Here is a 22,802-nt window from a genome sequence, read left to right on the forward strand (position 1 = left end):
GACGAGGCGCGAAGCGCCGATTACCGGGGGTCCGGGGGCGGAGCCCCTGGTTTCGGGAAGGGGCGGGCCCGGGGCGCCACCCGCGAGGGCTACTGCCCCCGCACCCGCACCCCCGCCTGGAAGCGAGACGTAGCCCCCACCTCGGCCAGCAGCTCCGCGACCCGCCGCCGGTACGTCCGCAAGGACATCCCGAGCCGCCGGGCCCCGGCCTCGTCGGTCAGCCCGTCGCTCAGGGCGGCCAGCACGCGGCGGGCCTCCTCGTCCAGCGAGGGCACCGGCGCCCGCACCGCGTCGGCCAGCGGCTCGGCCGCCTCCCACGTCGCGTACAGCAGCGACCGCACCCCGTCGACGACTTCGGGGACCCGTACCACCGTGTACGTACGCGGCCCCCGGGCCTCCGAACCGGCGAGGACGGCGATCCGCCGGTCGATGACGATGGCCTCGCGGGCGAGGGGCGCCGACGAGATGCGGACGTCCGCGCCGGACGCGGCGATCGCCGCGAGCCGCCGCTCCGAGTACGGGTCGCCGAGCGCCTGCCGCGTGTACACCTTGCGCATGACGAGGCCGTCGCGCGGCGCGGGCTTCGGCAGGGGCGGCCGCTTGCCGTCGGCGAAGACCGCGTTGACGCCGCCCGACCAGGTGACGAGGTCGGCGGCCCCGCACAGGAACTCCTCGCGCGCGGCGGCGAACAGGTCCCCGGCGCGCAGCACCAGCTCCCGCTCCCCGCGCAGGGTGACGACGTCCTCGTAGCCCTCGCTCATCCCGCCCACCTCTCTCCGCGGCCCCTCTCAGGTCGCTCTCCGGCTGGCAACAACCTGCCACCCTCCCGGCCCCGGCCCGCACCGGCTCCAGAATTGTCCCCATGCCGCACGAGAACACCACCCCGCACGAGAACACCGCCCCGCACGAGACCAAGTCACCCGCCGCCCCCGCTGCCGCGGCCGGGCGCTGGCACGTGGGAGGCGACCTGCCGGTGAACCGCATGGGCTTCGGCGCGATGCGGCTGCCCGGCCGCACCTGGGAGGGCCCCGCGGGGGACCCCGAGGCGGCCGTCGCCGTGCTGCGCCGGGCCGTCGAGCTCGGCGTCGACCACATCGACACCGCCGCGTTCTACTTCTACGAGGACCTGTCCGCCAACGCCTTCATCCGGCAGGCCCTGCACCCCTACCCGGACGACCTGGTGATCGCCACGAAGGTCGGACCCGACCGCTCCCCGGGCCACGACTGGCTGGACGCCGCGGGTCCCGAGAAGCTCAAGGCCGACGTGCACCGGAACCTGCGCCAGCTCGGCGTCGACCGCCTCGACCTCGTCTACTTGCGCTTCCTCGCCGCGGACGGCCCCGGCGACGGCCGCTTCGAAGCCCTCGCCGCACTGCGCGAGGAAGGCCTCATCCGGCACCTCGGCGTCAGCAACGCCACCGCCGCGCAGCTCGCCGAGGCCCAGCGGATCGCGCCGGTCGCCGCGGTGCAGAACCGCTACAGCCCGGTGTCCCGCGACGCCGAGGCCGACGCCCTGGTCGAGCTGTGCGCCCGCCAGGGCATCGCCTTCGTGCCGTTCTTCCCCCTCGGCGGCGCGGGCGCGCCGCACGTCGCCGCGCTGCGCCGGGTCGCCGAACGGCACGGCGCGAGCCCCGCGCAGATCGGCCTTGCCTGGTCGCTCTCCGTGTCCCCGGCGGTCCTCGCCATCCCCGGCACGTCGTCGCTCGCGCACCTGGAGGAGAACGTGGCGGCGGCCGCGCTCAGCCTGGACGCGGAGGACCTGGCGACGCTCACCGCGGGCTGACCTACAGACCGAGGACCCGGGCGTCCGTCGCGAGCGCCCGGAAGTACTCCTTCGGGTCGTCGACCATCCGCCGCTCCTTCAGGTCGAGCAGCCCGCCCACGCCGGTCAGCTCCGCGGCGACCGTGCCGTCCGGCTTGGTGAAGATCTGCTCGATCCTGAAGGTCTTCCGCTCGCCCCACAGGAACCGGCAGGACACGGAGACCTCCTCCCCGGCGCGCAGCTCGCTGCGGTACCGCAGCGTGTTCTCCAGCGCGACGGGCCCGACGCCCTTCCCGATCAGGTCCGCCTGCCGGATCCCCGCCGCCATCAGGATCGACCACCGCGCGTGCTCCGCGTACTGGAGATACACGGCCTGGTTCAGATGCCCCTGCGTGTCCGTCTCGTACCCCCGAACGACAATCCCGACGGAGTACGCCTCCGCCCCCACCCCGTCCTCCGACTGCTGCTGCGCCACGACGCTCCCTCTCCCCGCTGTCCTGTCCGACCTGCTGACATGCCGCTGGTGCAAGCCTCAACTGCCCGTCCTGTCCCGGCATTCCCCGCGCGGGCCCAGCGGCGTCTCAGCGACACCTCAGCGACGTCTCGGTGACGCCACCACGAAGCGGCGGCCCGTCCGCGCGTCCCCGTGCTCGCTCACCAGCCATCCCGCCCGCTCCAGGGCCGTCCCACAGGCCCGCACGCCCTCCGCCGTCGGCTCCGACACCTCCACGGCGTCCGGTTGCACGGACTCCGCCACGCGGTACCCGTCCCTGCCCGCCGTCGAGGGCGCGCGGCCCGCGGCCTCCAGGGCTATCGCCACGGCCCGCACCTGGTGCGCCCGCTCCCACGCGCAGGGTCTCTCGCGGTCGCCTCCCGGGTTCGTCATCCGGCGCAGCTCCACGAGGCCGAGCCATGCCGCCCTGACCTCCCGCTGTCGGGCGGGGCCCTCTGCGGCGGGCGGGTCCGGCTCGGTGCCGGTGCGGGCCGCGAACACGCCCGGCTCCGCCTCCACCGGGGCCGTCTCCGGCGCGGCGTCCGTCGGCTCGTCCCTGACTCGGTGGCCCGCCGGGGTGAGGAAGTACGCGTGCGGGGGGCGGGGGTGCCTGAACGCGAGGCGCAGTCTGACCAGGGCGGTCAGCTGCGCCTCCGTGCCGCGCAGGCGGCCCGTCGCCGGGTCCGCCTCCGCGATGATCCGCCGCTGCGCGGCCGTGGTCGGCTTGGTCACGAGAACACCACCCCCTGTGCCCGATGGTGCCCCACCCCGCTGACAACGCCGCCCTGCCGGGAGCTCCCCAACCCCGCCCCTTCCCGAAACCAGGGGGCTTCGCCCCCTGGACCCCCCCCATCGGCGCTCCGCGCCTCGTCCTCAAACGCCGGACGGGCTGGAAGACCCCCGGCACGGCCCGGCCCCCACCTGCGGACCCATGGACGAACTCCGTTCCGCAGTGGGGATCCGGCCTGCGGTCGGGATCCGGCCCGCACCGGCACCATCCAGCCCGTCCGGCGTTTGAGGACGAGCGCGCAGCGCGATGGAGGGGCGGGTGGGCGGGGACGGAGCCCGCCCGGCGATTGAGGGCGAGCCCGGAGGGCGAAGGAGGGCGGGTGGGGGGGGAGGGAGCCCCGCGCAGCGGAGCGGAAGGGGCGCTACGCCGAGGGGCGTAGGTTCCAGGTGGCTACCACCGGGCGGCCGTGCTCGAAGCTGAGGCGGCTGACCGTACCCGTGGCCAGCTGGAAGTGCGCCCCGGCCGAGGCGGGGAGCCCAAGGCGGCGGGCGGCCAGGACGCGGAGGAAGTGCCCGTGGGCCACCAGGAGCACGCTGCCCTCCGTGTTGGCGAGGGCCGCGTCGACCTTGGCCAGCATGCGGTCGGCCCGCGCCCCGACCTGCTCGGGGGACTCGCCCGGATGCTCCGGAGGCCCCGCGGCCACGCCGTCCGTGAAGAGGAACCAGTCGGGCCGCGTCCGATGGATCTCCACCGTCGTCACGCCCTCGTACGCCCCGTAGTCCCACTCGGCCAGATCGTCGTCCACGCGCGCGTCCGCGAAGCCCGTGAGCGCGGCGGTCTCCCGCGCCCGCGCGCGCGGGCTGGTGAAGGCGGCGTCGACCCGGTACTTCCCGACCTGCGGCGCAAGGGACCGCGCCTGTTCGCGGCCGTGGTCGGTGAGGGGAATGTCGGTCCAGCTGGTGTGCTGGCCGGACAGCGACCACGCGGTCTCGCCGTGCCGGACCAGGAGGAGGTCACCCATGCGCGCGTTCCGTTCTGCTCGGTTCTGACTGGTGCGAACCGTCGCGGCGGTGGCCGTATTCCATGATCCGTCCGGCACCGGGGGAGGGGCCCGTCACTTCCGCCGCAGCTCCCGCCCCCCGAACGCCCCCGCGCCGTCCGCCCGCTGCCACCACGCCTCCAGGCCCGCCTGCCCGAGGGAGCGCCAGTCCGGCGTCTCCTGCACGAAGGCGCGGCCGAGGCGCCGCCCCAGGTCGACCATCGTGCGGCCCGCGACGGTCCGGTCGGCGTCGTAGGACTCCAGGGCGTCGGGCCAGGTCACCGCCGTGGTGATGGCGGACTCCAGGACGGTGGCGTCCTGGAGGGCCTTCACCGCGCCCGCGCCCGTGTGCGGCCGGGCCACGGTCGCCGCGTCGCCCGCGAGCAGCACCCGGCCCTGGGTGTAGCGCGGCGCGGTGTAGTCGTACATGGGCTGGAGGAAGAGCTCGGCCGGTGCGGTGGCGCGGACCACCGCGCCCCAGTAGGGCGGCAGGAGCACGTCGGCGACGTACGACAGATGGCCGCTGAGGGTGTCGGTGAGGCCGCCGGGCGGCAGGCTCCGGGGATCGTCGAAGGCCAGGTCCGCGTCCAGGCCGCGCGGCGGCGCCGTGTACAGCACCCAGTTCACGCGGCGCCCGCCCGTCCCGTCGGGGATGCGGTAGAGGATCAGGTGGCCGCCGTCGAACACGGCGTACACGCAGTCCTCGGCGCCCCACAGCTCCGGGTCGGGAAGCCGCTCCTCGGGGTACGCGCCGCGCCAGGCCAGATAGCCCGCGTACTCGGCCCGCAGGCCGGGGAACGCCGCCTCGCGCACCACCGAGCGGTAGCCGTCCGCGCCGACCACCACGTCGAACCGCTCCGTGCCGTCGTCCGTCTCCACCAGGGCCCCGCCCGGACAGGCCCGCACCCCGGTCACCGCGGTGGCGGTGCGGAACGTGACCGTCTCGGGCACCCGGCGCCGCAACTCGCCCCACAGCGGGCCCCAGTTGTACGTACGGAACGGGAAGGGCGTCACCGCGACCGTGTGCCCGCGCGGGTCCGGTGCCGCGTCGTCGCGCACGTACCAGCGGCGCCTGACGAGCTGCACCCACTGCATGTCCGCGTCCAGGTAGCCCGCCGACTCCAGCTCCGCGTAGCGGGAGTTGTGGACGGCCAGACCCACGCCCCGGTCGGCGAGGCGGCCCGCCGCCCGCTCGTACACGGTGATCTCGTCCGCGCCGCCCCGGTGCGCGGCCAGTGCGGACGCGCAGCCCGCGACGCTGCCGCCCACCACGGCGACCCTGCCCGAATGCATCATCGCGCCATCCTGACAGGGCGGGTGACGTCCTGTCATGACCAAAGGTCAGCGCATGGATACACCGCGTCCGGCGAAGAACGGCTCGAACTCCGCGCGCGGGAGCTCCGCCGTGCGCGTGGGCGCGTCGATCCCCGAGGGGTTGTGGAAGTGCAGGCTCCCGTCCGCCGTGCGCGCCGTGACCAGGACCAGATGCCCGCCGCGGCCGGGCGCCGGGCGCCCCGGGCGGCGGATCTCGTAGTGCACGGACGTGATCACCGTGTGCCCGGAGTCGACGAGGTCGGCCACCTCGTCGAGCGTCAGGTGCCGGTGCACCGTCGCCTCGCGGCCGAGCGTGTCGCGCACGTACTCGGCGAACGGCGCGTAGATCAGCCCCTTGATCGTGCCGTCGGCGGGGTCCTCCGTGTACGCGCCGTACTTGAGGGCCCCGTCGCGCAGTTCGAAGAGCGAGGGCGCGCCCTCGCCGAGGGCCATCCGCAGACAGGTGAGGCCGCACAGGTGGCCGCACCAGCGCGCGTAGTCGTCGAGGGTGGCCGCGCCCGACTCCCGCCAGGCGGGGTCGTCGGCGCGGTCGTGGCCCTCGTACACGATCTTCCCGACCAGGTCGGGCGAGGCGAACTGGGTCAGGGACGGGACCCGGCAGGTGGGGCAGGCGGTCACGGGCACGCTCCTCGTCGCGGGGCGGCCCCGGGCCGGGGCCGCGCGGGGCTACTGGCGATAGCCGCTCAGGAAGCGGCCGATGCGGCTGATCGCCGCGTCGAGATCGTCAGCGTACGGGAGCGTCAGGATGCGGAAGTGGTCCGGGTGCGGCCAGTTGAAGCCGGTGCCCTGGACGACCTGGATCTTCTCCTGGAGCAGCAGGTCGAGGACGAACTTCTCGTCGTCGTGGATGGCGTGCACCTTGGGGTCGAGGCGCGCGAAGGCGTACAGCGCGCCCTTCGGCTTCACGCAGCTGACCCCGGGGATCTCGTTGAGCTTCTGCCAGGCGCGGTCGCGCTGCTCGTACAGGCGGCCGCCCGGCGCGGTCAGCTCGTGGATGGACTGCCGGCCGCCGAGCGCCGCCTGGATCGCGAACTGGGCGGGCGCGTTGGCGCACAGCCGCATGGAGGCCAGCATCGTCAGGCCCTCCAGATAGTCCCGCGCGTGCTGCTTCGGGCCCGTCACGACCAGCCAGCCGGAGCGGAAGCCCGCCACCCGGTACGTCTTGGAGAGCCCGCAGAAGGTGAGCACCACCAGGTCGGGGGCCAGCGCGGCGACGCTGTGGTGCACCGCGTCGTCGTACAGGATCTGGTCGTAGATCTCGTCGGCGAACACCATCAGGCCGTGGCGGCGCGCCAGGTCGAGGATGCCTTCGAGGACCTCGCGCGGGTAGACGGCGCCCGTCGGGTTGTTCGGATTGATGATCACGACGGCCTTGGTGCGGTCGGTGATCTTCGCGGCCATGTCGTCGAGGTCGGGGTACCAGTCGGCCTGCTCGTCGCACAGGTAGTGCACGGCCCTGCCCCCGGAGAGGGTGGTCACGGCCGTCCACAGCGGGAAGTCGGGGGCCGGGATGAGGACTTCGTCGCCGTCCTCCAGGAGCGCCTGCACGGCCATGGTGACCAGCTCCGACACGCCGTTGCCGAGGAAGATGTCGTCTACGGAGACGTCGTCGATCCCCAGGGCCTGGTAGCGCTGCGCCACCGCGCGGCGGGCGGACAGGACGCCCCGCGAGTCCGTGTAGCCGTGGGCGCTCGGGAGCATCCGGATCATGTCCTGGACGATCTCCTCGGGCGCCTCGAAGCCGAACAGGGCGGGGTTGCCGGTGTTCAGCCGCAGCACGCTGTGGCCCGCCTCCTCCAGGGCGTTCGCGTGCTCGATGACCGGGCCCCGGATCTCGTAACAGACCTCGCTGAGCTTGCTGGACTGCCGGAACTCCATGCGGTGTGCCTCCCGTAGCGTGGGTTCCTTGGTTTTACCAAGCTGGAGCTTGGAAAGTCCAACAGCTTGTCTAGACTGCGACGCATGCCATATCGACCGCGCCGTAGCTACGACCAGTTCTGTGCCGCCGCCCGCGCCCTCGACGCCGTCGGCGACCGCTGGACCCTGCTGATCGTCCGCGAACTGCTCCTCGGTCCGCGTCGCTACACCGATCTGCACGCCGACCTGCCGGGCGTCAGCACCGACGTGCTCGCCTCGCGCCTGAAGGACCTGGAGCAGTCGGGCCTCGCCACCCGCCGCAGACTGCCGCCGCCCGCCGCCGCGTACGTGTACGAACTCACCGGGCGCGGCCGGGAGCTGACGCCCGTCCTGCGCGCCCTCGCGGCCTGGGGCGCCCCCGAACTCGCCGAGCGCCGCCCCACCGACGCGGTCCGCGCCCACTGGTTCGCCCTGCCGCTCCTCGACGCCGTCGCCGTGGCGGAGGGCCTGGTGGAGCTGAGCCTGGAGGAAGGCGAGTTCCACGTACGGACGGACGCCGACGGGGTGGTCTCGTACGGGGACGGGCCCGCGCCCGAGGCGCCCGACGCACGCGTCACCCTGGACGCCGGGACCGCCGTCGAGATCGGGCGGGGCGTGCTGAGCGTGGCCGACGGGGTGCGGGCGGGGCGGATCTCCGTGACCGGGGACGGGCCGCCGGCCAAGGCGTTGCGAGAAGGGTGAGGGGGTCCAGGGGCCGCCGTGCCCCTGGGCCCCCTCTGCGGGTGCCTCGCCCTCAGACGCCGGACGGCCTCGCGGGAGGCCTGCCGTTGCCGCGCGTCAGGGTGTAACCGCCCACGCCCGCGAGCGCGGCGAGGACGCCGCCGACGCCCGTCCAGACCCAGCGGTCCGTCCACCAGCCGGAGGACCAGCCGTCCTCGGGCTCGGCGGCGGAGGGCTTGGAGCCCGGCACCAGCGGGTCGCCCAGGGTGCCGTCCACCGCCGCCGAGCCGCCGATGTCCTTCGACGTGGCCTCGACCTCGGCGGTGACCGGCTGGCCCAGGTCGGCGGTGCGCAGGCCGGTCGCCGTCAGGCGCACGTAGTACGTGCCCGGCAGCGGGTCGTTGGCCCACGGCTCCGACCAGGCGCGCACCGTGCGCAGGGTGCAGGCGAGCTCGACGGAGGAGCTCTCGGCCTTGCGCGCCTGCATGCCGTACATGCAGGACTGGCGGCGCCGCAGCCCGTCGTACACGTCGATCCGCCACTTGGCGCCGGACGCCCCCGCGGCGGACTCGGGCAGCTTCACGGTCGCCTTGACCGTGGGCCGCTGGCCGGAGTCCGCGGGGAAGGACCAGTACAGGTAGTCGCCGGTGGAGGCGCTCGCCGTGGCCTTGTGGCCCTGCTCGATCTCCGTCGCCGTACGGAAGGAGGTGCCCGCGTCGGTCCGCTCCTTGTCGTCGTCACCGGAGGCCGCGAACGCCGGTCCCGAGGCCAGCAGCGCGCTGAGGCCGAGCAGGCCGGCGGCCGCCAACAGACGTGTCCTACGCATCAGTTGGTCCTCCAGACGGCGACGCGCCAGCGCGAGATCCAGCCCCACAGCACACCGCCCACGAAGCCGGTGAGCACGAGCGCGCCGAGCAGCCACCAGCCGCGGCCGAGGCCGAAGGCCGCCACGTCGGACGAGCCGTCGGGCGCGTCCACGACGTCGACGGCCAGTTCGAGGGGCAGACCGGGCTTGCCCTTCGCGGCGGCCCCGGCGGCGGCCGAGTAGGAGTGCGACACCTGGAGACAGACGGTCTCCTTCTCGTCGTCCTCGTCGTCGTCCCGCTCGGGCTTCGGATACCGGAGCCCGGTGGAGATCACGTCGGTGCGGCCGTCCCCGGCCTCCGAGCCGCGCACGACCTCGCGGTCGTGCTTCGTGACGGCCCGCAGGAGCACGCCGTAGTCGTTGTTCACGGCCCGGTCGGCGCCCACGCTCACCGAGGCGCGCAGCTCCTTGCCGGGCGCCACGTCCACGCGGTACCAGCGGTGCTCGCCGAACCCGGCGCGGTCGCTGTACAGACCGGGCTTGAGCTCCGGCGCGGCCGAGCAGCTGTCGGCGCCGTCGACGGCCACGGGGTTGACGACCGGGTCCGCCGCGCGGTCCACCAGCTGGCCCACCCGGTCGGTGAGTTCGTCGGTGTGCCGGACGGAGGTGTACGTGCCGCCGGTGGCCTCGGCGATGCAGCTCAGCTGCGCGCGCATCTTCGTGTTCGGGACCAGGCCCAGGGTGTCGACCGTCAGGTTGATGCCCTTGGCCGCGATCTCCCGCGCCACCTCGCACGGGTCGAGGGGCTGGCAGGTGTCCTCGCCGTCGCTGATGAGGACGATGCGGCGCGAGCCCTCGCCGCCCTTCAGGTCGTCGGCGGCCTTCAGGAGGGCCGGGCCGATCGGGGTCCAGCCGGTCGGCGAGAGCGTGGCCACCGCGGTCTTGGCGTCCGTGCGGTCCAGCGGGCCGACCGGGTAGAGCTGCTCGGTGTCCTTGCAGCCCGTTCTGCGGTCGTCGCCGCGGTAGTTGGCGCCGAGGGTGCGGATGCCCAGCTCGACGTCCTCGGGGGTGGCGTCGAGCACCTCGTTGAAGGCCTGCTTCGCCGCGGCCATCCGGCTCTTGCCGTCGATGTCGCGGGCCCGCATCGAGCCGCTCACGTCGAGGAGGAGCTCGACCTTGGGCTTCGCCCCGCCCTCGCTGTCGTCCGGTTCGTCGGCCGCGTGGGCGACGGTGGGCACGATGCCCATGCTCAGGGCCGCGAACAGGGCACAGAGCCCCGCCGCGAGCCGTTTTCTGGTGATCATCAGCGGATCCTATGGATCAAGGCGGGTCCGCTCCAAAAAAGCAGTTGAGGGCGCCGGTTAGGGTGGCGGGTGTGCTGCGAGAAGTGACGGCTGTCCGATATCTGGAACCCCTGCGGGCGGGCGGCTCCGTGCCCGGTGTCGTCGAGGCCGACGACCTCGGGACCTACGTCCTGAAGTTCACCGGCTCCGCGCAGGGCCGCAAGGCGCTCGTCGCCGAGATCGTCGTCGGGGAGCTGGCCCGCCGCCTCGGCCTGCGCGTGCCCGAGCTGGTCCTCGCCCACTTCGACCCGGCCCTCGGCGCGCACGAGCCGCACCAGGAGGTCCAGGACCTGCTGCACCGCAGCGCGGGCCTCAACCTGGGCATGGACTACCTGCCCGGGGCGCACGACTTCACCCCGGACACCGACCTCGACGTGGACCCGCTGGAAGCGGGCAAGGTGGTCTGGCTCGACGCCCTCACCGCGAACGTCGACCGCACCGTGCACAGCTCGAACCTCATGGTCTGGCCCACGTTCGGCGTCCGCCCGCCGCGCCTGTGGCTCATCGACCACGGCGCCGCCCTCGTCTTCCACCACCGCTGGGACGCCGCGTCGGTCCTCGCCACCGCCGAGAAGGCGTACGACTTCCGCCAGCACGCGCTCGGCCGCTACGGCCCCGACACGCGCGCGGCCGACGCGGAGCTGGCGCCGCTGGTGACCGAGGACCTGCTGCGCGCGATCACGGCGGACGTCCCCGACGCCTGGCTCACCGACGAGCCGGGCTTCGCGACCCCCGACGCGCTGCGCGAGGCCTACGTCACCTACCTCACGGCCCGCGCCCGCGCCTCCGCGACCTGGCTCCCCACCGACTTCCCGCCCCGCGCCCAACTGGCCGCCGAGGACGCCCTCCGCGCCCGCGCCACGGAGGCGTCCCGCCCGCCCTGGCTGAAGCGGGTCCCGAACCTCCACGGCAAGCCGCAAGTGCGCTGAGCGCCCCGCGGAGGTGCGGGGCGCTCAGCGACACACGGGCACTGCCCCGGCTCAGCGCAGGCGTTCGTACGCGGGGAGGGTGAGGAAGTCCGCGTAGTCGGCGTCCAGGGAGACCTGGAGGAGGAGGTCGTGGGCCTCCTGCCACTTGCCCGCCGTGAAGGCGGCCTCGCCGAGGTCGGCGCGGATCGCGGTCAGCTCGGCGGCGGCGACCTCGCGGGCGAGGTCGGCGGTGGCGGGCTCGCCGTTCTCGAAGACGACGCCCGCGTTGATCCACTGCCAGATCTGGGAGCGGGAGATCTCGGCGGTGGCCGCGTCCTCCATGAGGTTGAAGATGGCGACCGCGCCGAGGCCGCGCAGCCAGGCCTCGATGTAGCGGATGCCGACCTGCACGGCGTTGACCAGGCCCGCGTACGTGGGCCTGGCGTCGAGCGAGTCGATGGCGATCAGGTCACCGGCGGCGACGGACACGTCCTCGCGGAGGCGGTCCTTCTGGTTCGGCTTGTCGCCGAGGACCTTGTCGAAGGACTCCATGGCGATCGGGACGAGGTCGGGGTGGGCGACCCAGGAGCCGTCGAAGCCGTCGCCCGCCTCGCGGTCCTTGTCGGCGCGGACCTTCTCGAAGGCGACCTTGTTGACCTCGGCGTCCTTGCGGGACGGGATGAAGGCCGCCATGCCGCCGATGGCGTGCGCGCCGCGCTTGTGGCAGGTGCGGACGAGCAGTTCGGTGTAGGCGCGCATGAACGGGGCCGTCATCGTGACCGCGTTGCGGTCCGGCAGGACGAACTTCTGGCCGCCGTCACGGAAGTTCTTGACGATGGAGAAGAGGTAGTCCCAGCGGCCCGCGTTCAGGCCCGACGCGTGGTCGCGCAGCTCGTAGAGGATCTCCTCCATCTCGTACGCGGCCGTGATCGTCTCGATGAGGACGGTGGCGCGGACGGTGCCCTGGGGGATGCCGACGTGGTCCTGCGCGAAGACGAAGATCTCGTTCCAGAGGCGGGCCTCCAGGTGCGACTCCGTCTTCGGGAGGTAGAAGTACGGGCCCTTGCCGAGGTCGAGCAGGCGCTGGGCGTTGTGGAAGAAGTACAGGCCGAAGTCGACGAGGGCGCCCGGGACCGGTGTGCCGTCCCCGTCCGTGAGGTGCCGCTCGTTCAGGTGCCAGCCGCGCGGGCGCATCACGACGGTGGCGAGTTCGCCCGCGTCCTTCAGGGCGTACGACTTGCCGGTGCGCTCGTCGGTGAAGTCGATGCGGCGCTCATAGGCGTCGGTGAGGTTGAGCTGGCCGAGGATCACGTTCTCCCAGGTGGGGGCGGAGGCGTCCTCGAAGTCGGCGAGCCAGACCCGCGCGCCCGAGTTGAGCGCGTTGATGGTCATCTTGCGGTCGGTGGGGCCGGTGATCTCCACCCGGCGGTCGTTCAGGGCGGCCGGGGCGGGCGCCACCTTCCAGGAGTCGTCCGCGCGGACGGCGGCGGTCTCGGGCAGGAAGTCCAGACAGGACGTGCGGGCGATCTCGGCGCGCCGCTCGGCGCGGCGGGCCAGGAGCTCGTCGCGGCGCGGCGTGAACCGCCGGTGCAGCTCGGCCACGAAGGCGAGGGCCGCCGGGGTGAGGACCTCTTCCTGCCGGGGCAGGGGCTCGGCGTCGACGATGGCCAGCGGGGACGGCGCTGGTGCGGACATGAGCTGTCACTTCCTTCAGCGAGCGTGCTTCACGGGCGGCGCGGCGGTGGGGGCGGGGCGACCGTCGGCCCGGTCGTGTGGCACCGCGTGCCACGGTGCCGGGAAACGGCCGCGGGCGCCGTCCACCGGGTCAGGCGCTTCTGAACAGTGGATACTAGTTTCCTCATGGTGGAAGTTCAATCGTTTGTTGATGTCGAGATTCTCTTCGTCGACACAACGCGGCGCAGAGTGCCACCGCCGTCACCCCCAGTGGACCAGGGGTCCGGCGGGGCGGCCAGGGGGCGTCGGGTCCCTGGGGCGGTGGCCCCGCGCGGGGCGCGTCGGCGCCCCTTCGGCCGCCCCGGGCGCTTCGGCCTTCTCCCGGCTCCCGTCACTCCAGCCGCTCCAGGTCCGGGAGCGTGTCGATGTCGTACGGCTCCGCGATGTCGCCGCACTCCACGAGCGTGAGCGCGCCCGCGTGCTCCCGCAGATAGGCGCGCGCCCCCTGGTCGCCCGTCGCGGCCGCCGCGATGCCGTCCCAGTGGTCCGCGCCGAACAGGACCGGATGCCCGCGCTCGCCGTCGTACGCGGCCGCCGCGAGGTCCGCGGGGGAGCGGTGCGCGGCCAGGAGCCGGGCCACCGCGGCCGGGCCGATGCCGGGCTGGTCCACGAGCGTCACCAGCGCGGCCCGCGCCCCGGTGCCCGCCAGCGACGCCAGGCCCGCGCGCAGCGAACTCCCCATCCCCTCCCGCCAGTCCGGGTTGTCCACGAGCACGCACCCCGGGAGCGTCGCCTGCTCCCGTACGACGTCGGCGGTGGCCCCGAGCACGATGTGCACGCGGGTGCAGCCGCCCTCGCGCAGGACCCGCGCGGCGTGCTCCACGAACAGCTCGCCGCGGTGTTCGAGCAGGGCCTTCGGGCAGCCGCCCAGGCGCCGCCCGCCGCCCGCGGCGAGCAGCAGGCCGGCGACCTCGGCGGCGGGGGCGGACGGGGCGGGTGACAGGGATTCGGTCATGACCCTTGCTTACCGCATGGCTTCTGGGGACCCTGTTCCGGCCGGGGCGTGGCCGAAAGATGCGGCTGCCGCACAACGACGTGCGAGGGGGAGAGCTGTGTTGCGGAGCGTGGGGCGGAGAGCGGCGACGGGCGGCTACGAGGATCCGCGGGTGACGGAGCTGCGCGCCGCGGTGTCCCGCTTGCGCCGTGAACTGGCCTCCTACCCCGGGGAGTTCCCCGATCGGGCGATCGCCGAGGACGAGCTGGCGGCGCTGGCCGCGATGGCGGCGGCGGGGGCGCCCGATCTCCGCCGGCTGCGGAGGTCCCTCTTATTGGTCGCGGGGTCGATCGGCTCGGTCAGTGCCTTGACGGGGGCGCTGGGCGGGGTGCGGGGGGCGGTGGAACGATTCCGCGACCCTCGTGGCTGAGGCCCTCGCGGGGCGCCCCGGGCCCGCCCCTTCCCGAACAAGGGGGCTCCGCCCCCTTGGACCCCCGTATCGGCGCTCCGCGCCTCGTCCTCAAACGCCGGACGGGCTATGAATAGCCCCTCCGGCGTTTGAGGAGCGGGGGTCTGGGGGCGGAGCCCCCAGGAATCGGGAAGGGGCGGGATTGGGGACCCCGGTAGGGCTACGCCACCCAGTCGCCCGGCAGGGGTGCGCCCGCAGGGGCCTCCAGGCCGCTCGCGAGGGCGGCGGCCAGGCGGGCGGCCACGTCGTCGCACTGCCGCGGCGGCAGCGTGAAGGGAATCCGCAGCCGGTGCTCATGCGTACCGGGATCCGCACCGAACCGCGAGCCCCCCTCGATCCGCACCCCCTGCCCCAGCGCGGCCCGGGCCACCGCGGAGGCGACCGGCGCCCCCAGGTCCACCCACAGGGAGAGCCCCCCGGGCGGCAGCTGCCAGCGCCACTCGGGCACGTGCCGCGCCAGCGCAGCCGCGAGCGCCGCCCGCGAGGCCCGCAGCGAGGCGATCCGCGCGTGCAGCGTCGCCTCCATGCCCTCCAGGAGGTGCAGCGCCACGAGCTGCTCGATCACCGGCGTGGCCATGTCCGACGGCACCCGGGCCATGGCCAGCTCCGTGATCAGACGGGACCCGGCCCGCACCCACCCGATGCGCAGCCCGCCCCAGTGCGACTTGCTCAACGACCCCACGGTGACGACCTGTTCGGCCGCGCCGTGCGGCGCGAGCGAGGCGAACGGCGCGGGCGGCGGCACGTCGAGGGCGATGTCGGCGATGGTCTCGTCGACGAGCAGCCAGGTGCCCGTCGCCCGGGCGGCCTGGAGGATCCGCACCCGCTGCTCCCGGCCCATCAGGGCCCCCGTCGGATTCTGGAAGTCCGGTACGAGGTAGGCGATGCGGGGCGCCGCCTGCCGCAGCGTGGACTCGACCAGGTCGGTGTCCCAGCCCGCGTCGGTGACGGGCACGGGCGTCGCGCGCAGGCCCGCGCGGCGGATCGCGTCGAGCGCGTTGGGGTAGGAGGGGTTCTCCACCAGGGCCCGGTCGCCGGGGCGCCCGAGCAGCGCGAGCGCCAGCGAGATCGCGTGCTGGGCGCCGGTCGTGATCAGGATCTGGTCCGGCAGCGTCGGCAGGCCCCGGCGCGTGAACCGCTCCGCGACCGCCGCGCGCAACTCGGGTAGCCCGTAGGGGTGGTAGCCCGCCGTCGGCGCGTGCTCGGGCAGCCGGGCGGCGGCCGCAGCGAGCGCCGCGCTCAGCTCCGCCTGGGGTGCGGGCGGCGCGGCCACCGCCAGGTCGATGACCCCGTCGCCGACGGGGAACGCCGCCACGCTGGCCGGGCGGCGGCCCTCCGGCAGCTCCGTCCAGGTGCTCGCGCCCCGGCGGCTGCGCGCGAACCCGCTGTCGCGCAGCAGGTCGTACGCCGCCGTGACCGTGGCCCGGCTGACACCCAGTGCCGTCGCCAGTTCGCGCTCGGCGGGCAGCCGGGTGTGCAGCGGGACGCGGCCGTCGAGCAGCAGGGTGCGGACCGCCTGGGCGAGCGCGCGGTAGCCCGGCCGCTCCCCAGCCAGGTCCGTCACCAGACCGGCGAGCCGCGCCCCGCCGAGCCGCCGGTCCACGGAGTGGACCACGTGCGCCTCTGCCATGCCAGATCCTCCCGATTGGCCCTGCTGTCCAGGCCAATCAGCCTACACACTCGTGATCAGCCGCTGTTTTGGCCGACGTACTGGCCTGGCAGCGGCAGGAGAGACGTACGAGGAGACGACGTGAACGGCGAGCGGGACGAAGAGACGGCAGGGCCCGGGCGCGTGGTGGTCGGGGTCAGCGGTGACTCGCTGGCGAGCCTCGCCGCGCTGCGGGTCGCCGCGCGGGAGGCGCGGCGGAGCGGGCGGGTGCTGGTCGCGGTGCTCGCGTGGGAGCCGCCGGAGGGGGAGGCGCTGTATCTGCGCCACCCCGACCCGGCGTGGGCCGCGCACTGGCGGGGCGTGGCCCGGGGGCGGCTCGCGGGGGCCTTCGACGAGGCGTTCGGCGGGGGGCCGCCCGGGGTGGTGGTGGAGCGGCGCCCGGTGTGGGACCGGCCGGGGCCCGCCCTGTGCCGGGTGGCCTCGCGGCCCGAGGATCTGTTGGTGGTGGGGGCGCGGGGCGGGTGGTGGCGGGGGCGGGTCCGGCGCTACGCCGAGGCGCGCGCGGTCTGTCCCGTCCTGGTCGTGCCCGCGCCGCCGGTGCCGGTCGCCTTGCGGCGGGCGTTGCGGCGGGCCAGGCCGGTTGACTTCGCGGTGCGCCCCTGACCCGCCCCTTCCCGAACAAGGGGGCTCCGCCCCCTTGGACCCCCGTTTTCGGCGCTTCGCGCCTCGTCCTCAAACGCCGGACGGGCTGGATCTGGCGCCACCCGCGGGGGGCTACGCCGACGGGCCCGAGCTGGCCAGGGCCGTGGAGAGTTCGGCCGCGACCTGCTGGAGGACGGGGACGATGCGGCGGGTGGCCTCGTCGGTGACGCGGCCCGCGGGGCCCGAGATGGAGATCGCCGCGGCCGTGGGGGAGTCGGGGACGGAGACGGCGAGGCAGCGCACGCCGATCTCCTGTTCGTTGTCGTCGACCGCGTACCCCGCGCGGCGGACCTCGTCGAGCGCGTCGAGGAAGCCGTCGGCCGTGGTGATGGTCTTCTCCGTGGCGGCGGGCATCCCCGTCCGCGCGAGCAGCGCCCGCACCTCGTCCGGCGGCGTGTGCGCGAGCAGCGCCTTGCCCACCCCGGTGGAGTGCGGCAGGACCCGCCGCCCCACCTCGGTGAACATCCGCATGGAGTGCTTGGACGGCACCTGCGCCACGTACACGACCTCGTCGCCGTCGAGCAGCGCCATGTTCGCCGTCTCGCCGGTCTCCTCGACGAGGCGGGCGAGGTAGGGGCGCGCCCAGGTGCCGAGCAGCCGGGACGCGGACTCGCCGAGGCGGATCAGGCGGGGGCCGAGCGCGTACCGCCGGTTGGGCTGCTGGCGGACGTATCCGCAGGCGACGAGCGTGCGCATGAGGCGGTGGATGGTCGGCAGCGGCAGGCCGCTGCTCGCGGACAGTTCGCTGAGGCCGACCTCGCCCCCGGCGTCGGCCATCCGCTCCAGGAGGTCGAAGGCGCGCTCGAGGGACTGGACGCCCCCGCTCGCGGGCGCGGGGGCGGAGGACTTCGCGGCGTCGGTGGTGCTGGCGCTGGACGTCGGCACGGCGCGTTCCTTTCGACTGGCAGGCGGTATGCAGCCTACCGGGCGCCTGCGGGGACGTATCCGGCGCGGGCGGGGCGTCCGTGCCGGTCAGTGCGTGTTTGTCCGGTCTCCCGCGAGGCGGTCGGAGCGCCTTCGACGGTATGCGTCGTACAGAGCTACGTTCTGAACTACGGAATCTTACTTCCACTTTGTGGAAACGCATAGACCCTTGACGCGGCTCGCGGCGAAGTGAAAACTCCTTCAACAGAACGTTGAATTCCGCTGGCCGGAAGGCCGCCGGAGCCCAGGCCCGCCGGTAGGGGGCCCAACAGCCCCCGCGTGGGGCCCTACGGAGAGGGGTCGCGGTGCCCGACGTCGAACTGGTGCTGCGCTCGACGCGCGTCATCACCCCCGAGGGGACGCGTGCCGCGTCCGTCGCCGTCAGCGGCGGCACGATCGTGGCGGTCCGCCCCCACGACGCGCCCGTGGAGCCCGGCGCCCGTCTGGAGGACGTCGGGGACCACGCGCTGCTGCCCGGACTCGTCGACACGCACGTCCACGTCAACGACCCCGGCCGCACCGAGTGGGAGGGGTTCTGGACGGCCACGCGCGCGGCCGCGGCCGGCGGCATCACGACGCTCGTCGACATGCCGCTCAACTCCCTGCCGCCGACGACGACCGTCGGCCACCTCCGTACGAAGCAGGACGTCGCCCGGCCCAAGGCGCACATCGACGTCGGCTTCTGGGGCGGCGCGCTGCCCGACAACGTGAAGGACCTCAGGGCCCTGCACGACGCGGGCGTGTACGGCTTCAAGTGCTTCCTTTCGCCCTCGGGCGTGGACGAGTTCCCGGAGCTCGACCAGGACCAACTGGCCGCCTCCATGGGGGAGGTCGCCGGGTTCGGCGGGCTGCTCATCGTGCACGCCGAGGACCCGCGCGAGCTGGCCGCGGCGCCCGCCCGCGGCGGACCCAGGTACGCGGACTACCTGGCGACCCGCCCGCGCGTCTCCGAGGACACCGCCATCGAGGGCCTCATCGCCCTGGCCAGGCGCATCGGCGCCCGCGTGCACGTGCTGCACCTGTCCTCGTCCGACGCCCTGCCGCTGATCGCCGCCGCCAAGCGCGAGGGCGTCCGGCTGACCGTCGAGACCTGCCCGCACTACCTCACCCTCACCGCCGAGGAAGTCCCGGACGGCGCCAGCGAGTTCAAGTGCTGCCCGCCCATCCGCGAGGCCGCCAACCAGGACCTGCTGTGGCGGGCGCTCGCCGACGGCACCATCGACTGCGTCGTCACCGACCACTCCCCGTCCACGGCCGACCTCAAGACGGCGGACTTCGCCACCGCCTGGGGCGGCATCTCCGGCCTCCAGCTGAGCCTGCCCGCCGTGTGGACGGCGGCCCGCGCGCGCGGCCACGGCCTGGAGGACGTGGTGCGCTGGATGTCCACCCACACCGCGCGCCTGGTCGGCCTGGACCGCAAGGGCGCCATCGAGGCGGGCCGCGACGCCGACTTCGTGGTCCTCGCGCCCGACGAGACCTTCACCGTGGACCCCGCCCGGCTGGAGCACCGCAACCGCGTCACCGCGTACGCGGGCAAGACCCTCACCGGCGTCGTGAAGTCCACCTGGCTGCGGGGCCGACGCATTGTGTCCGAGGGCGAGTTCACCGCCCCCTCGGGCCGACTCCTGGAAAGGAAGAACTGATCACCGTGACGGCGATACCCACCTTCACCGGCGACGCCAACCCCTACGGCGGCGGCGAGCCCTACGCCGACTACCGCACCGCCGACTTCCCCTTCACCCAGTACGCCAACCTCGCCGACCGGCAGCTGGGCGCCGGCGTCATCGCCGCCAACGACGAGTTCTTCGCGATGCGCGAGAACCTGCTCCTGCCGGGCGCCGCCGAGTTCGACCCCGAGCACTTCGGCCACAAGGGCAAGGTCATGGACGGCTGGGAGACCCGCCGCCGCCGGGGCGTGTCCGCAGAGCAGCCCTGGCCCACCGAGGACGACCACGACTGGGCCCTCGTCCGGCTCGGCGCGCCCGGCGTCATCCACGGCGTCGTCGTCGACACCGCCCACTTCCGGGGCAACTACCCGCAGGCGGTGTCCGTCGAGGGCACGGCCGTCGAGGGTTCGCCGACGCCCGAGGAGCTCCTCGCCGACGACGTCAAGTGGACCGTGCTCGTCCCGCGCACGCCCGTCGGGGGCCACGCCGCGAACGGCTTCGCCGTGGACGCCGCGCAGCGGTTCACCCACCTGCGGGTCAACCAGCACCCCGACGGGGGCATCGCCCGGCTGCGCGTGTACGGCGAGGTCGTCGCCGACCCCGACTGGCTCGCCGCGCTCGGCACCTTCGACGTCGTCGCCCTGGAGAACGGCGGCCGGGTCGAGGACGCCTCCGACCGCTTCTACTCGCCCGCCACCAACACCATCCAGCCCGGGCGTTCGCGCAAGATGGACGACGGGTGGGAGACGCGGCGGCGGCGCGACCAGGGGCACGACTGGATCCGCTACCGGCTCGTGGCGCAGGCCTCCGTGCGGGCCCTGGAGATCGACACGGCGTATCTGAAGGGGAATTCGGCGGGGTGGGCCTCCGTGTCCGTGCGCGACGGCGACGACGGCGCGTGGGTGGAGGTGCTGCCCCGCACCCGGCTGCAGCCCGACACGAACCACCGCTTCGTGCTGCCCGAGACCGCCGTCGGCACCCACGCGCGCGTGGACATCTTCCCCGACGGGGGCATCTCCCGGCTCCGCCTCTTCGGCCGTCTGACGGAGACGGGCGCCACGGCACTCCGGGCCCGCCACCGCGAACTGGGCTGATCCCTCGCGGGGCTCCCCAATCCCGCCCCTTCCCGAACAAGGGGGCTCCGCCCCCTTGGACCCCCGTATCGGCGCTCCGCGCCTCGTCCTCAAACGCCGGAGGGGCTATGAATAGCCCCTCCGGCGTTTGAGGAGCGAGGGCCTACGCCGCGTGGCCGCCGTCGACCGACAGCTCCGCCCCCGTGACGTACGCCGCCTCGTCCCCGACGAGGTACGCGACCATCGAGGCCACCTCCGCGGGGCTCCCGTAGCGCCCGAGGGCGGTGTCCGCGGCCTGGGCCGCGGCGTAGGGCCCGTCGGCCGGGTTCATGTCGGTGTCGATGGGCCCGGGGTGCACCAGGTTGGCCGTGACGCCCCGCTCGCCCAGCTCCCGCGCCAACGCCTTGGTGAGGCCGATGAGCGCCGCCTTGCTGGTGGCGTACAGCGTCCCGCCGGGACCCGGTACCAGCTTGGCCATGCAGCTGCCGATGGAGACGACGCGCCCGCCGCGCGGCAGGAGCGCGGCCGCCGCCTGGGAGGCGAGGAACGCCGCCCGGACGTTCACGGACAGGACGCGGTCGACGTCGGCGAGGCTGAGGGACTCCAGCGGGCCGATGACACCGGCACCCGCGTTGTTGACCAGGATGTCGAGCCCGCCGAGGTCGTCCGCGGCCCGCGCGACGGCGCCCGCGGCGTCCCCGGCGTCGGCCGCGTCGGCCCGGATCGCGAAGCCGCGCCGCCCGGCCGCCTCGATCTTGGCGACGACCTCACGGGCCGCGTCCTCGCCCCGCACATAGGTGATCGCCACATCGGCGCCGTCCTGGGCCAGGCGCAGCGCGATCGCCGCGCCGATGCCGCGGCTGCCGCCGGTGACCAGGGCCTTCTTACCGGTGAGTGAAGACATGTCCGTACCGCGCTTTCGCATTCGTCCGTAGCGGCCGCCGGTCGCGGCCCCGTCCTTGCGTGCTCCATCAAAGTCCCGGCCGCGCCCCGGAGCTGGCGGGAAACGGACGCCGAGGCACGGGGTGCCGGACGGCGCTCGCAGAGCGATGAGTTCCGGGCGGTGCGAGGGTCGAAAGGGGTGAGGGCGGGCGCGGACGGCGTCCCGTCGGCCACGCGGCACGAGACAGAAGGCGGTCGCCATGAAGATCACGCTCACGCAGTTCCAGACCCTCGACGGCGTCATCCAGGCTCCGGGCGGCCCCGAGGAGGACACCAGCGACGGCTTCCCGCACGGCGGCTGGTCGGTGCCGTACGGGGACGAGGACTTCGGCCGCTTCGTCGAGGAGGTGTTCGGCCGGGTGGACGCCTTCCTCCTGGGCAGGCGCACGTACGAGATCTTCGCGGGGTACTGGCCGAAGATGACCGACCCCGCCGACCCGATCGCCTCCCGGCTCAACGCGCTGCCCAAGTACGTGGCGAGCCGCACGCTGACCGCCGCCGACTGGGCGGGCACCGAGATCATCGGCCGTGACGACCTGGTGAAGGACGTCGGCGCGCTCAAGGAGCGGCCCGGCCGGGAGCTCCAGCTGCACGGCAGCGCGGGCCTCGCGCAGAGCCTGCTGGCGCACGACCTGATCGACACACTGCACCTGCTGACGTTCCCGGTGGCTCTCGGCACCGGCAAGCGCCTGTTCGCCGAGGGCGGCCTGCCGACGGCGTTCCGGCACACCGCGTCCCGTACGACGTCCAAGGGCGTCGTGATCAACTCGTACGACCGCGCGGGCCGTCCGGAGTACGGGAGTTACTAGGGCCTGTCCGGCCATCGGACAGGTGCTGGGCGGCGGCACGGGCTCGGCCACCCGTGGCGGGCGGTACGGGCGAGGACGCTCGCGTCGGGCCGCACGGGTCCGGCCGCCCGTGCCGCGCGGCCGGACCCGGTTAACTCCAGGGAAATTCCTCGGACTTACCCCCCATTGTCATTGACACATCAACCTCTACGCGCGTCACACTGGGCCCATGCGAATCCCCCCACGGATCACCCGTCTCGTCAGTGCGTCCGCCCTCGCCGCCGCGTTCCTCGTCGGCGGCTCTCTCACCGGCGTCGCGAACGCCGCCCCGCAGCAGGGCCCGGCCGTCGTCGGCCCGGCCGGGTTCTCCGTCGCCTCGGTCGGCGACATCTGTTACTCGGCCCTGCCCTCGCAGGCCCACGACACGCTCCGACTCATAGCGAAGAACGGGCCGTTCCCGTACCCGCAGGACGGCACCGTCTTCCAGAACCGGGAGGGCGTCCTGCCGAAGCAGAGCACCGGCTACTACCACGAGTACACCGTCAAGACCCCGGGCTCCTCGACCCGTGGCGCCCGGCGCATCGTCACCGGCGAGCGCGGCCAGGAGGACTACTACACCGCCGACCACTACCGGTCGTTCGACCTGGTCGACCGAGGCTGCTGACCGGCGCCCAGGGGGTTCACCGGGCCTTCTCGGCGCTCTCGGCCGCCGCGAACAGGGCGACCGCGAGCACCACGAGCGCGATGCTCAGATACAGCTCGTAGCCGTCGGCGAAGCCCAGGTGCTGGATCACGCCCCAGCCGCGCAGCCAGCCGGTGAACTCGTGCACCAGCCCCGCGGCCCCCTGGACGAGCAGCAGGAAACCGATTCCTTCGAGAAGCTTCTTCATGGCACCGATCCTCGTCCCGCGGACCTTCCACGGACATCGGCCGCGGGGCGGGGCCCGCCGCGCCGGGCGGCCGCATCG

The 22,802-nt window shown here is 74.0% G+C and carries 24 protein-coding genes; 9 read left to right on the plus strand and 15 right to left on the minus strand.

Annotated elements, in window-relative coordinates; all coding sequences use genetic code 11:
* Positions 1-89 precede the first annotated feature (89 nt).
* The gene (locus C9F11_RS31895) at positions 90-761 is read right to left on the minus strand and encodes a DNA-binding response regulator (protein ID WP_138962501.1); all 672 of its coding nucleotides are present in this window, start codon (positions 759-761) and stop codon (positions 90-92) included.
* A gap of 101 nt (positions 762-862) precedes the next feature.
* On the opposite strand from C9F11_RS31895, the gene C9F11_RS31900 reads away from it, so the two are divergent.
* Positions 863-1,783, plus strand: a complete 921-nt coding sequence (locus tag C9F11_RS31900) for an oxidoreductase (RefSeq protein WP_138962502.1) — start codon at positions 863-865, stop codon at positions 1,781-1,783.
* A gap of 1 nt (position 1,784) precedes the next feature.
* Here C9F11_RS31900 and C9F11_RS31905 read toward each other — a convergent pair whose 3' ends face one another.
* From C9F11_RS31905 to C9F11_RS31930, 6 genes are all read right to left on the minus strand, one after another.
* Complete coding sequence (locus C9F11_RS31905) at positions 1,785-2,237, minus strand: acyl-CoA thioesterase (protein ID WP_249401954.1); 453 nt, start codon at positions 2,235-2,237, stop codon at positions 1,785-1,787.
* A 117-nt stretch (positions 2,238-2,354) separates the two neighbouring features.
* The gene (locus C9F11_RS31910; RefSeq protein ID WP_138962503.1) at positions 2,355-2,987 is read right to left on the minus strand and encodes a hypothetical protein; all 633 of its coding nucleotides are present in this window, start codon (positions 2,985-2,987) and stop codon (positions 2,355-2,357) included.
* Positions 2,988-3,406: 419 nt separating this feature from the next.
* Complete coding sequence (locus tag C9F11_RS31915) at positions 3,407-4,006, minus strand: histidine phosphatase family protein (protein WP_138962504.1); 600 nt, start codon at positions 4,004-4,006, stop codon at positions 3,407-3,409.
* Between the two features lie 93 nt (positions 4,007-4,099).
* Positions 4,100-5,317: an FAD-dependent monooxygenase gene (locus tag C9F11_RS31920; protein ID WP_138967243.1), complete on the minus strand. Its 1,218-nt coding sequence runs from the start codon at positions 5,315-5,317 to the stop codon at positions 4,100-4,102.
* Between the two features lie 48 nt (positions 5,318-5,365).
* Positions 5,366-5,983, minus strand: a complete 618-nt coding sequence (locus tag C9F11_RS31925) for a C39 family peptidase (RefSeq protein ID WP_138962505.1) — start codon at positions 5,981-5,983, stop codon at positions 5,366-5,368.
* Between the two features lie 42 nt (positions 5,984-6,025).
* Positions 6,026-7,237, minus strand: coding sequence for a pyridoxal phosphate-dependent aminotransferase (locus C9F11_RS31930; protein ID WP_138962506.1), 1,212 nt, complete (start codon positions 7,235-7,237; stop codon positions 6,026-6,028).
* An 84-nt stretch (positions 7,238-7,321) separates the two neighbouring features.
* Here C9F11_RS31930 and C9F11_RS31935 point away from each other — a divergent pair, with 84 nt between their 5' ends.
* Positions 7,322-7,957 (plus strand): winged helix-turn-helix transcriptional regulator, encoded by a 636-nt coding sequence (locus tag C9F11_RS31935; protein ID WP_138962507.1) that lies wholly within the window; start codon positions 7,322-7,324, stop codon positions 7,955-7,957.
* 52 nt (positions 7,958-8,009) lie between these two features.
* Here the strand turns inward: C9F11_RS31935 and C9F11_RS31940 are convergent, their stop codons facing one another.
* On the minus strand, positions 8,010-8,762 hold the full coding sequence (locus tag C9F11_RS31940) for a hypothetical protein (RefSeq protein ID WP_138962508.1): 753 nt from the start codon (positions 8,760-8,762) through the stop codon (positions 8,010-8,012).
* Positions 8,762-10,045, minus strand: a complete 1,284-nt coding sequence (locus C9F11_RS31945; RefSeq protein WP_138962509.1) for a VWA domain-containing protein — start codon at positions 10,043-10,045, stop codon at positions 8,762-8,764. The genes C9F11_RS31940 and C9F11_RS31945 overlap by 1 nt, the downstream gene beginning before the upstream one ends.
* A gap of 71 nt (positions 10,046-10,116) precedes the next feature.
* Here C9F11_RS31945 and C9F11_RS31950 point away from each other — a divergent pair, with 71 nt between their 5' ends.
* Entirely contained in the window at positions 10,117-11,013 is an 897-nt protein-coding gene (locus C9F11_RS31950; protein WP_138962510.1) for a HipA family kinase, read from the plus strand.
* A gap of 51 nt (positions 11,014-11,064) precedes the next feature.
* Here C9F11_RS31950 and aceB read toward each other — a convergent pair whose 3' ends face one another.
* Together aceB and C9F11_RS31960 are read right to left on the minus strand one after the other, a co-directional pair.
* Positions 11,065-12,687 carry a malate synthase A gene (gene aceB, locus C9F11_RS31955; RefSeq protein WP_138962511.1) on the minus strand — a complete coding sequence of 541 codons (1,623 nt, stop codon included), beginning with the start codon at positions 12,685-12,687 and terminating at the stop codon, positions 11,065-11,067.
* A gap of 370 nt (positions 12,688-13,057) precedes the next feature.
* The gene (locus C9F11_RS31960; RefSeq protein ID WP_138962512.1) at positions 13,058-13,681 is read right to left on the minus strand and encodes a nucleotidyltransferase family protein; all 624 of its coding nucleotides are present in this window, start codon (positions 13,679-13,681) and stop codon (positions 13,058-13,060) included.
* A 97-nt stretch (positions 13,682-13,778) separates the two neighbouring features.
* On the opposite strand from C9F11_RS31960, the gene C9F11_RS31965 reads away from it, so the two are divergent.
* Positions 13,779-14,090, plus strand: a complete 312-nt coding sequence (locus C9F11_RS31965; RefSeq protein ID WP_138962513.1) for a DUF5955 family protein — start codon at positions 13,779-13,781, stop codon at positions 14,088-14,090.
* Between the two features lie 199 nt (positions 14,091-14,289).
* Here the strand turns inward: C9F11_RS31965 and C9F11_RS31970 are convergent, their stop codons facing one another.
* Positions 14,290-15,759: a PLP-dependent aminotransferase family protein gene (locus C9F11_RS31970; RefSeq protein ID WP_138962514.1), complete on the minus strand. Its 1,470-nt coding sequence runs from the start codon at positions 15,757-15,759 to the stop codon at positions 14,290-14,292.
* 120 nt (positions 15,760-15,879) lie between these two features.
* Between C9F11_RS31970 and C9F11_RS31975 the strand changes: the two genes are divergently transcribed.
* Entirely contained in the window at positions 15,880-16,401 is a 522-nt protein-coding gene (locus C9F11_RS31975; RefSeq protein ID WP_138962515.1) for a universal stress protein, read from the plus strand.
* 111 nt (positions 16,402-16,512) lie between these two features.
* Here C9F11_RS31975 and C9F11_RS31980 read toward each other — a convergent pair whose 3' ends face one another.
* Positions 16,513-17,325 (minus strand): IclR family transcriptional regulator, encoded by an 813-nt coding sequence (locus C9F11_RS31980; RefSeq protein WP_138962516.1) that lies wholly within the window; start codon positions 17,323-17,325, stop codon positions 16,513-16,515.
* 344 nt (positions 17,326-17,669) lie between these two features.
* Here C9F11_RS31980 and allB point away from each other — a divergent pair, with 344 nt between their 5' ends.
* Together allB and alc are read left to right on the plus strand one after the other, a co-directional pair.
* Entirely contained in the window at positions 17,670-19,007 is a 1,338-nt protein-coding gene (gene allB, locus C9F11_RS31985) for an allantoinase AllB (RefSeq protein ID WP_138962517.1), read from the plus strand.
* Positions 19,008-19,012: 5 nt separating this feature from the next.
* A complete protein-coding gene (gene alc, locus C9F11_RS31990; RefSeq protein WP_138962518.1) occupies positions 19,013-20,125 on the plus strand; it encodes an allantoicase in 1,113 nt (370 codons plus the stop codon).
* A gap of 142 nt (positions 20,126-20,267) precedes the next feature.
* Here the strand turns inward: alc and C9F11_RS31995 are convergent, their stop codons facing one another.
* Positions 20,268-21,008 carry an SDR family oxidoreductase gene (locus tag C9F11_RS31995; protein ID WP_138962519.1) on the minus strand — a complete coding sequence of 247 codons (741 nt, stop codon included), beginning with the start codon at positions 21,006-21,008 and terminating at the stop codon, positions 20,268-20,270.
* A 238-nt stretch (positions 21,009-21,246) separates the two neighbouring features.
* On the opposite strand from C9F11_RS31995, the gene C9F11_RS32000 reads away from it, so the two are divergent.
* Positions 21,247-21,855, plus strand: a complete 609-nt coding sequence (locus tag C9F11_RS32000) for a dihydrofolate reductase family protein (RefSeq protein WP_138962520.1) — start codon at positions 21,247-21,249, stop codon at positions 21,853-21,855.
* A 208-nt stretch (positions 21,856-22,063) separates the two neighbouring features.
* Positions 22,064-22,498 (plus strand): ribonuclease domain-containing protein, encoded by a 435-nt coding sequence (locus tag C9F11_RS32005; RefSeq protein ID WP_138962521.1) that lies wholly within the window; start codon positions 22,064-22,066, stop codon positions 22,496-22,498.
* Between the two features lie 16 nt (positions 22,499-22,514).
* Here C9F11_RS32005 and C9F11_RS32010 read toward each other — a convergent pair whose 3' ends face one another.
* Positions 22,515-22,724, minus strand: a complete 210-nt coding sequence (locus tag C9F11_RS32010; RefSeq protein WP_138962522.1) for a hypothetical protein — start codon at positions 22,722-22,724, stop codon at positions 22,515-22,517.
* Between the last annotated feature and the right edge of the window lie 78 nt (positions 22,725-22,802).

This window comes from Streptomyces sp. YIM 121038 (assembly GCF_006088715.1).
GTDB lineage: Bacteria > Actinomycetota > Actinomycetes > Streptomycetales > Streptomycetaceae > Streptomyces.

Bases quoted from the DNA above. Each gene is read 5' to 3' on its own strand.
- C9F11_RS31895 (WP_138962501.1), bottom strand. From the start codon at position 761: ATGAGCGAGGGCTACGAGGACGTCGTCACCCTGCGCGGGGAGCGGGAG.
- C9F11_RS31900 (WP_138962502.1), top strand. From the start codon at position 863: ATGCCGCACGAGAACACCACCCCGCACGAGAACACCGCCCCGCACGAG.
- C9F11_RS31915 (WP_138962504.1), bottom strand. From the start codon at position 4,006: ATGGGTGACCTCCTCCTGGTCCGGCACGGCGAGACCGCGTGGTCGCTG.
- C9F11_RS31920 (WP_138967243.1), bottom strand. From the start codon at position 5,317: ATGCATTCGGGCAGGGTCGCCGTGGTGGGCGGCAGCGTCGCGGGCTGC.
- C9F11_RS31930 (WP_138962506.1), bottom strand. From the start codon at position 7,237: ATGGAGTTCCGGCAGTCCAGCAAGCTCAGCGAGGTCTGTTACGAGATC.
- C9F11_RS31935 (WP_138962507.1), top strand. From the start codon at position 7,322: ATGCCATATCGACCGCGCCGTAGCTACGACCAGTTCTGTGCCGCCGCC.
- C9F11_RS31940 (WP_138962508.1), bottom strand. From the start codon at position 8,762: ATGCGTAGGACACGTCTGTTGGCGGCCGCCGGCCTGCTCGGCCTCAGC.
- C9F11_RS31945 (WP_138962509.1), bottom strand. From the start codon at position 10,045: ATGATCACCAGAAAACGGCTCGCGGCGGGGCTCTGTGCCCTGTTCGCG.
- aceB (WP_138962511.1), bottom strand. From the start codon at position 12,687: ATGTCCGCACCAGCGCCGTCCCCGCTGGCCATCGTCGACGCCGAGCCC.
- C9F11_RS31960 (WP_138962512.1), bottom strand. From the start codon at position 13,681: ATGACCGAATCCCTGTCACCCGCCCCGTCCGCCCCCGCCGCCGAGGTC.
- C9F11_RS31970 (WP_138962514.1), bottom strand. From the start codon at position 15,759: ATGGCAGAGGCGCACGTGGTCCACTCCGTGGACCGGCGGCTCGGCGGG.
- C9F11_RS31995 (WP_138962519.1), bottom strand. From the start codon at position 21,008: ATGTCTTCACTCACCGGTAAGAAGGCCCTGGTCACCGGCGGCAGCCGC.
- C9F11_RS32000 (WP_138962520.1), top strand. From the start codon at position 21,247: ATGAAGATCACGCTCACGCAGTTCCAGACCCTCGACGGCGTCATCCAG.
- C9F11_RS32005 (WP_138962521.1), top strand. From the start codon at position 22,064: ATGCGAATCCCCCCACGGATCACCCGTCTCGTCAGTGCGTCCGCCCTC.
- C9F11_RS32010 (WP_138962522.1), bottom strand. From the start codon at position 22,724: ATGAAGAAGCTTCTCGAAGGAATCGGTTTCCTGCTGCTCGTCCAGGGG.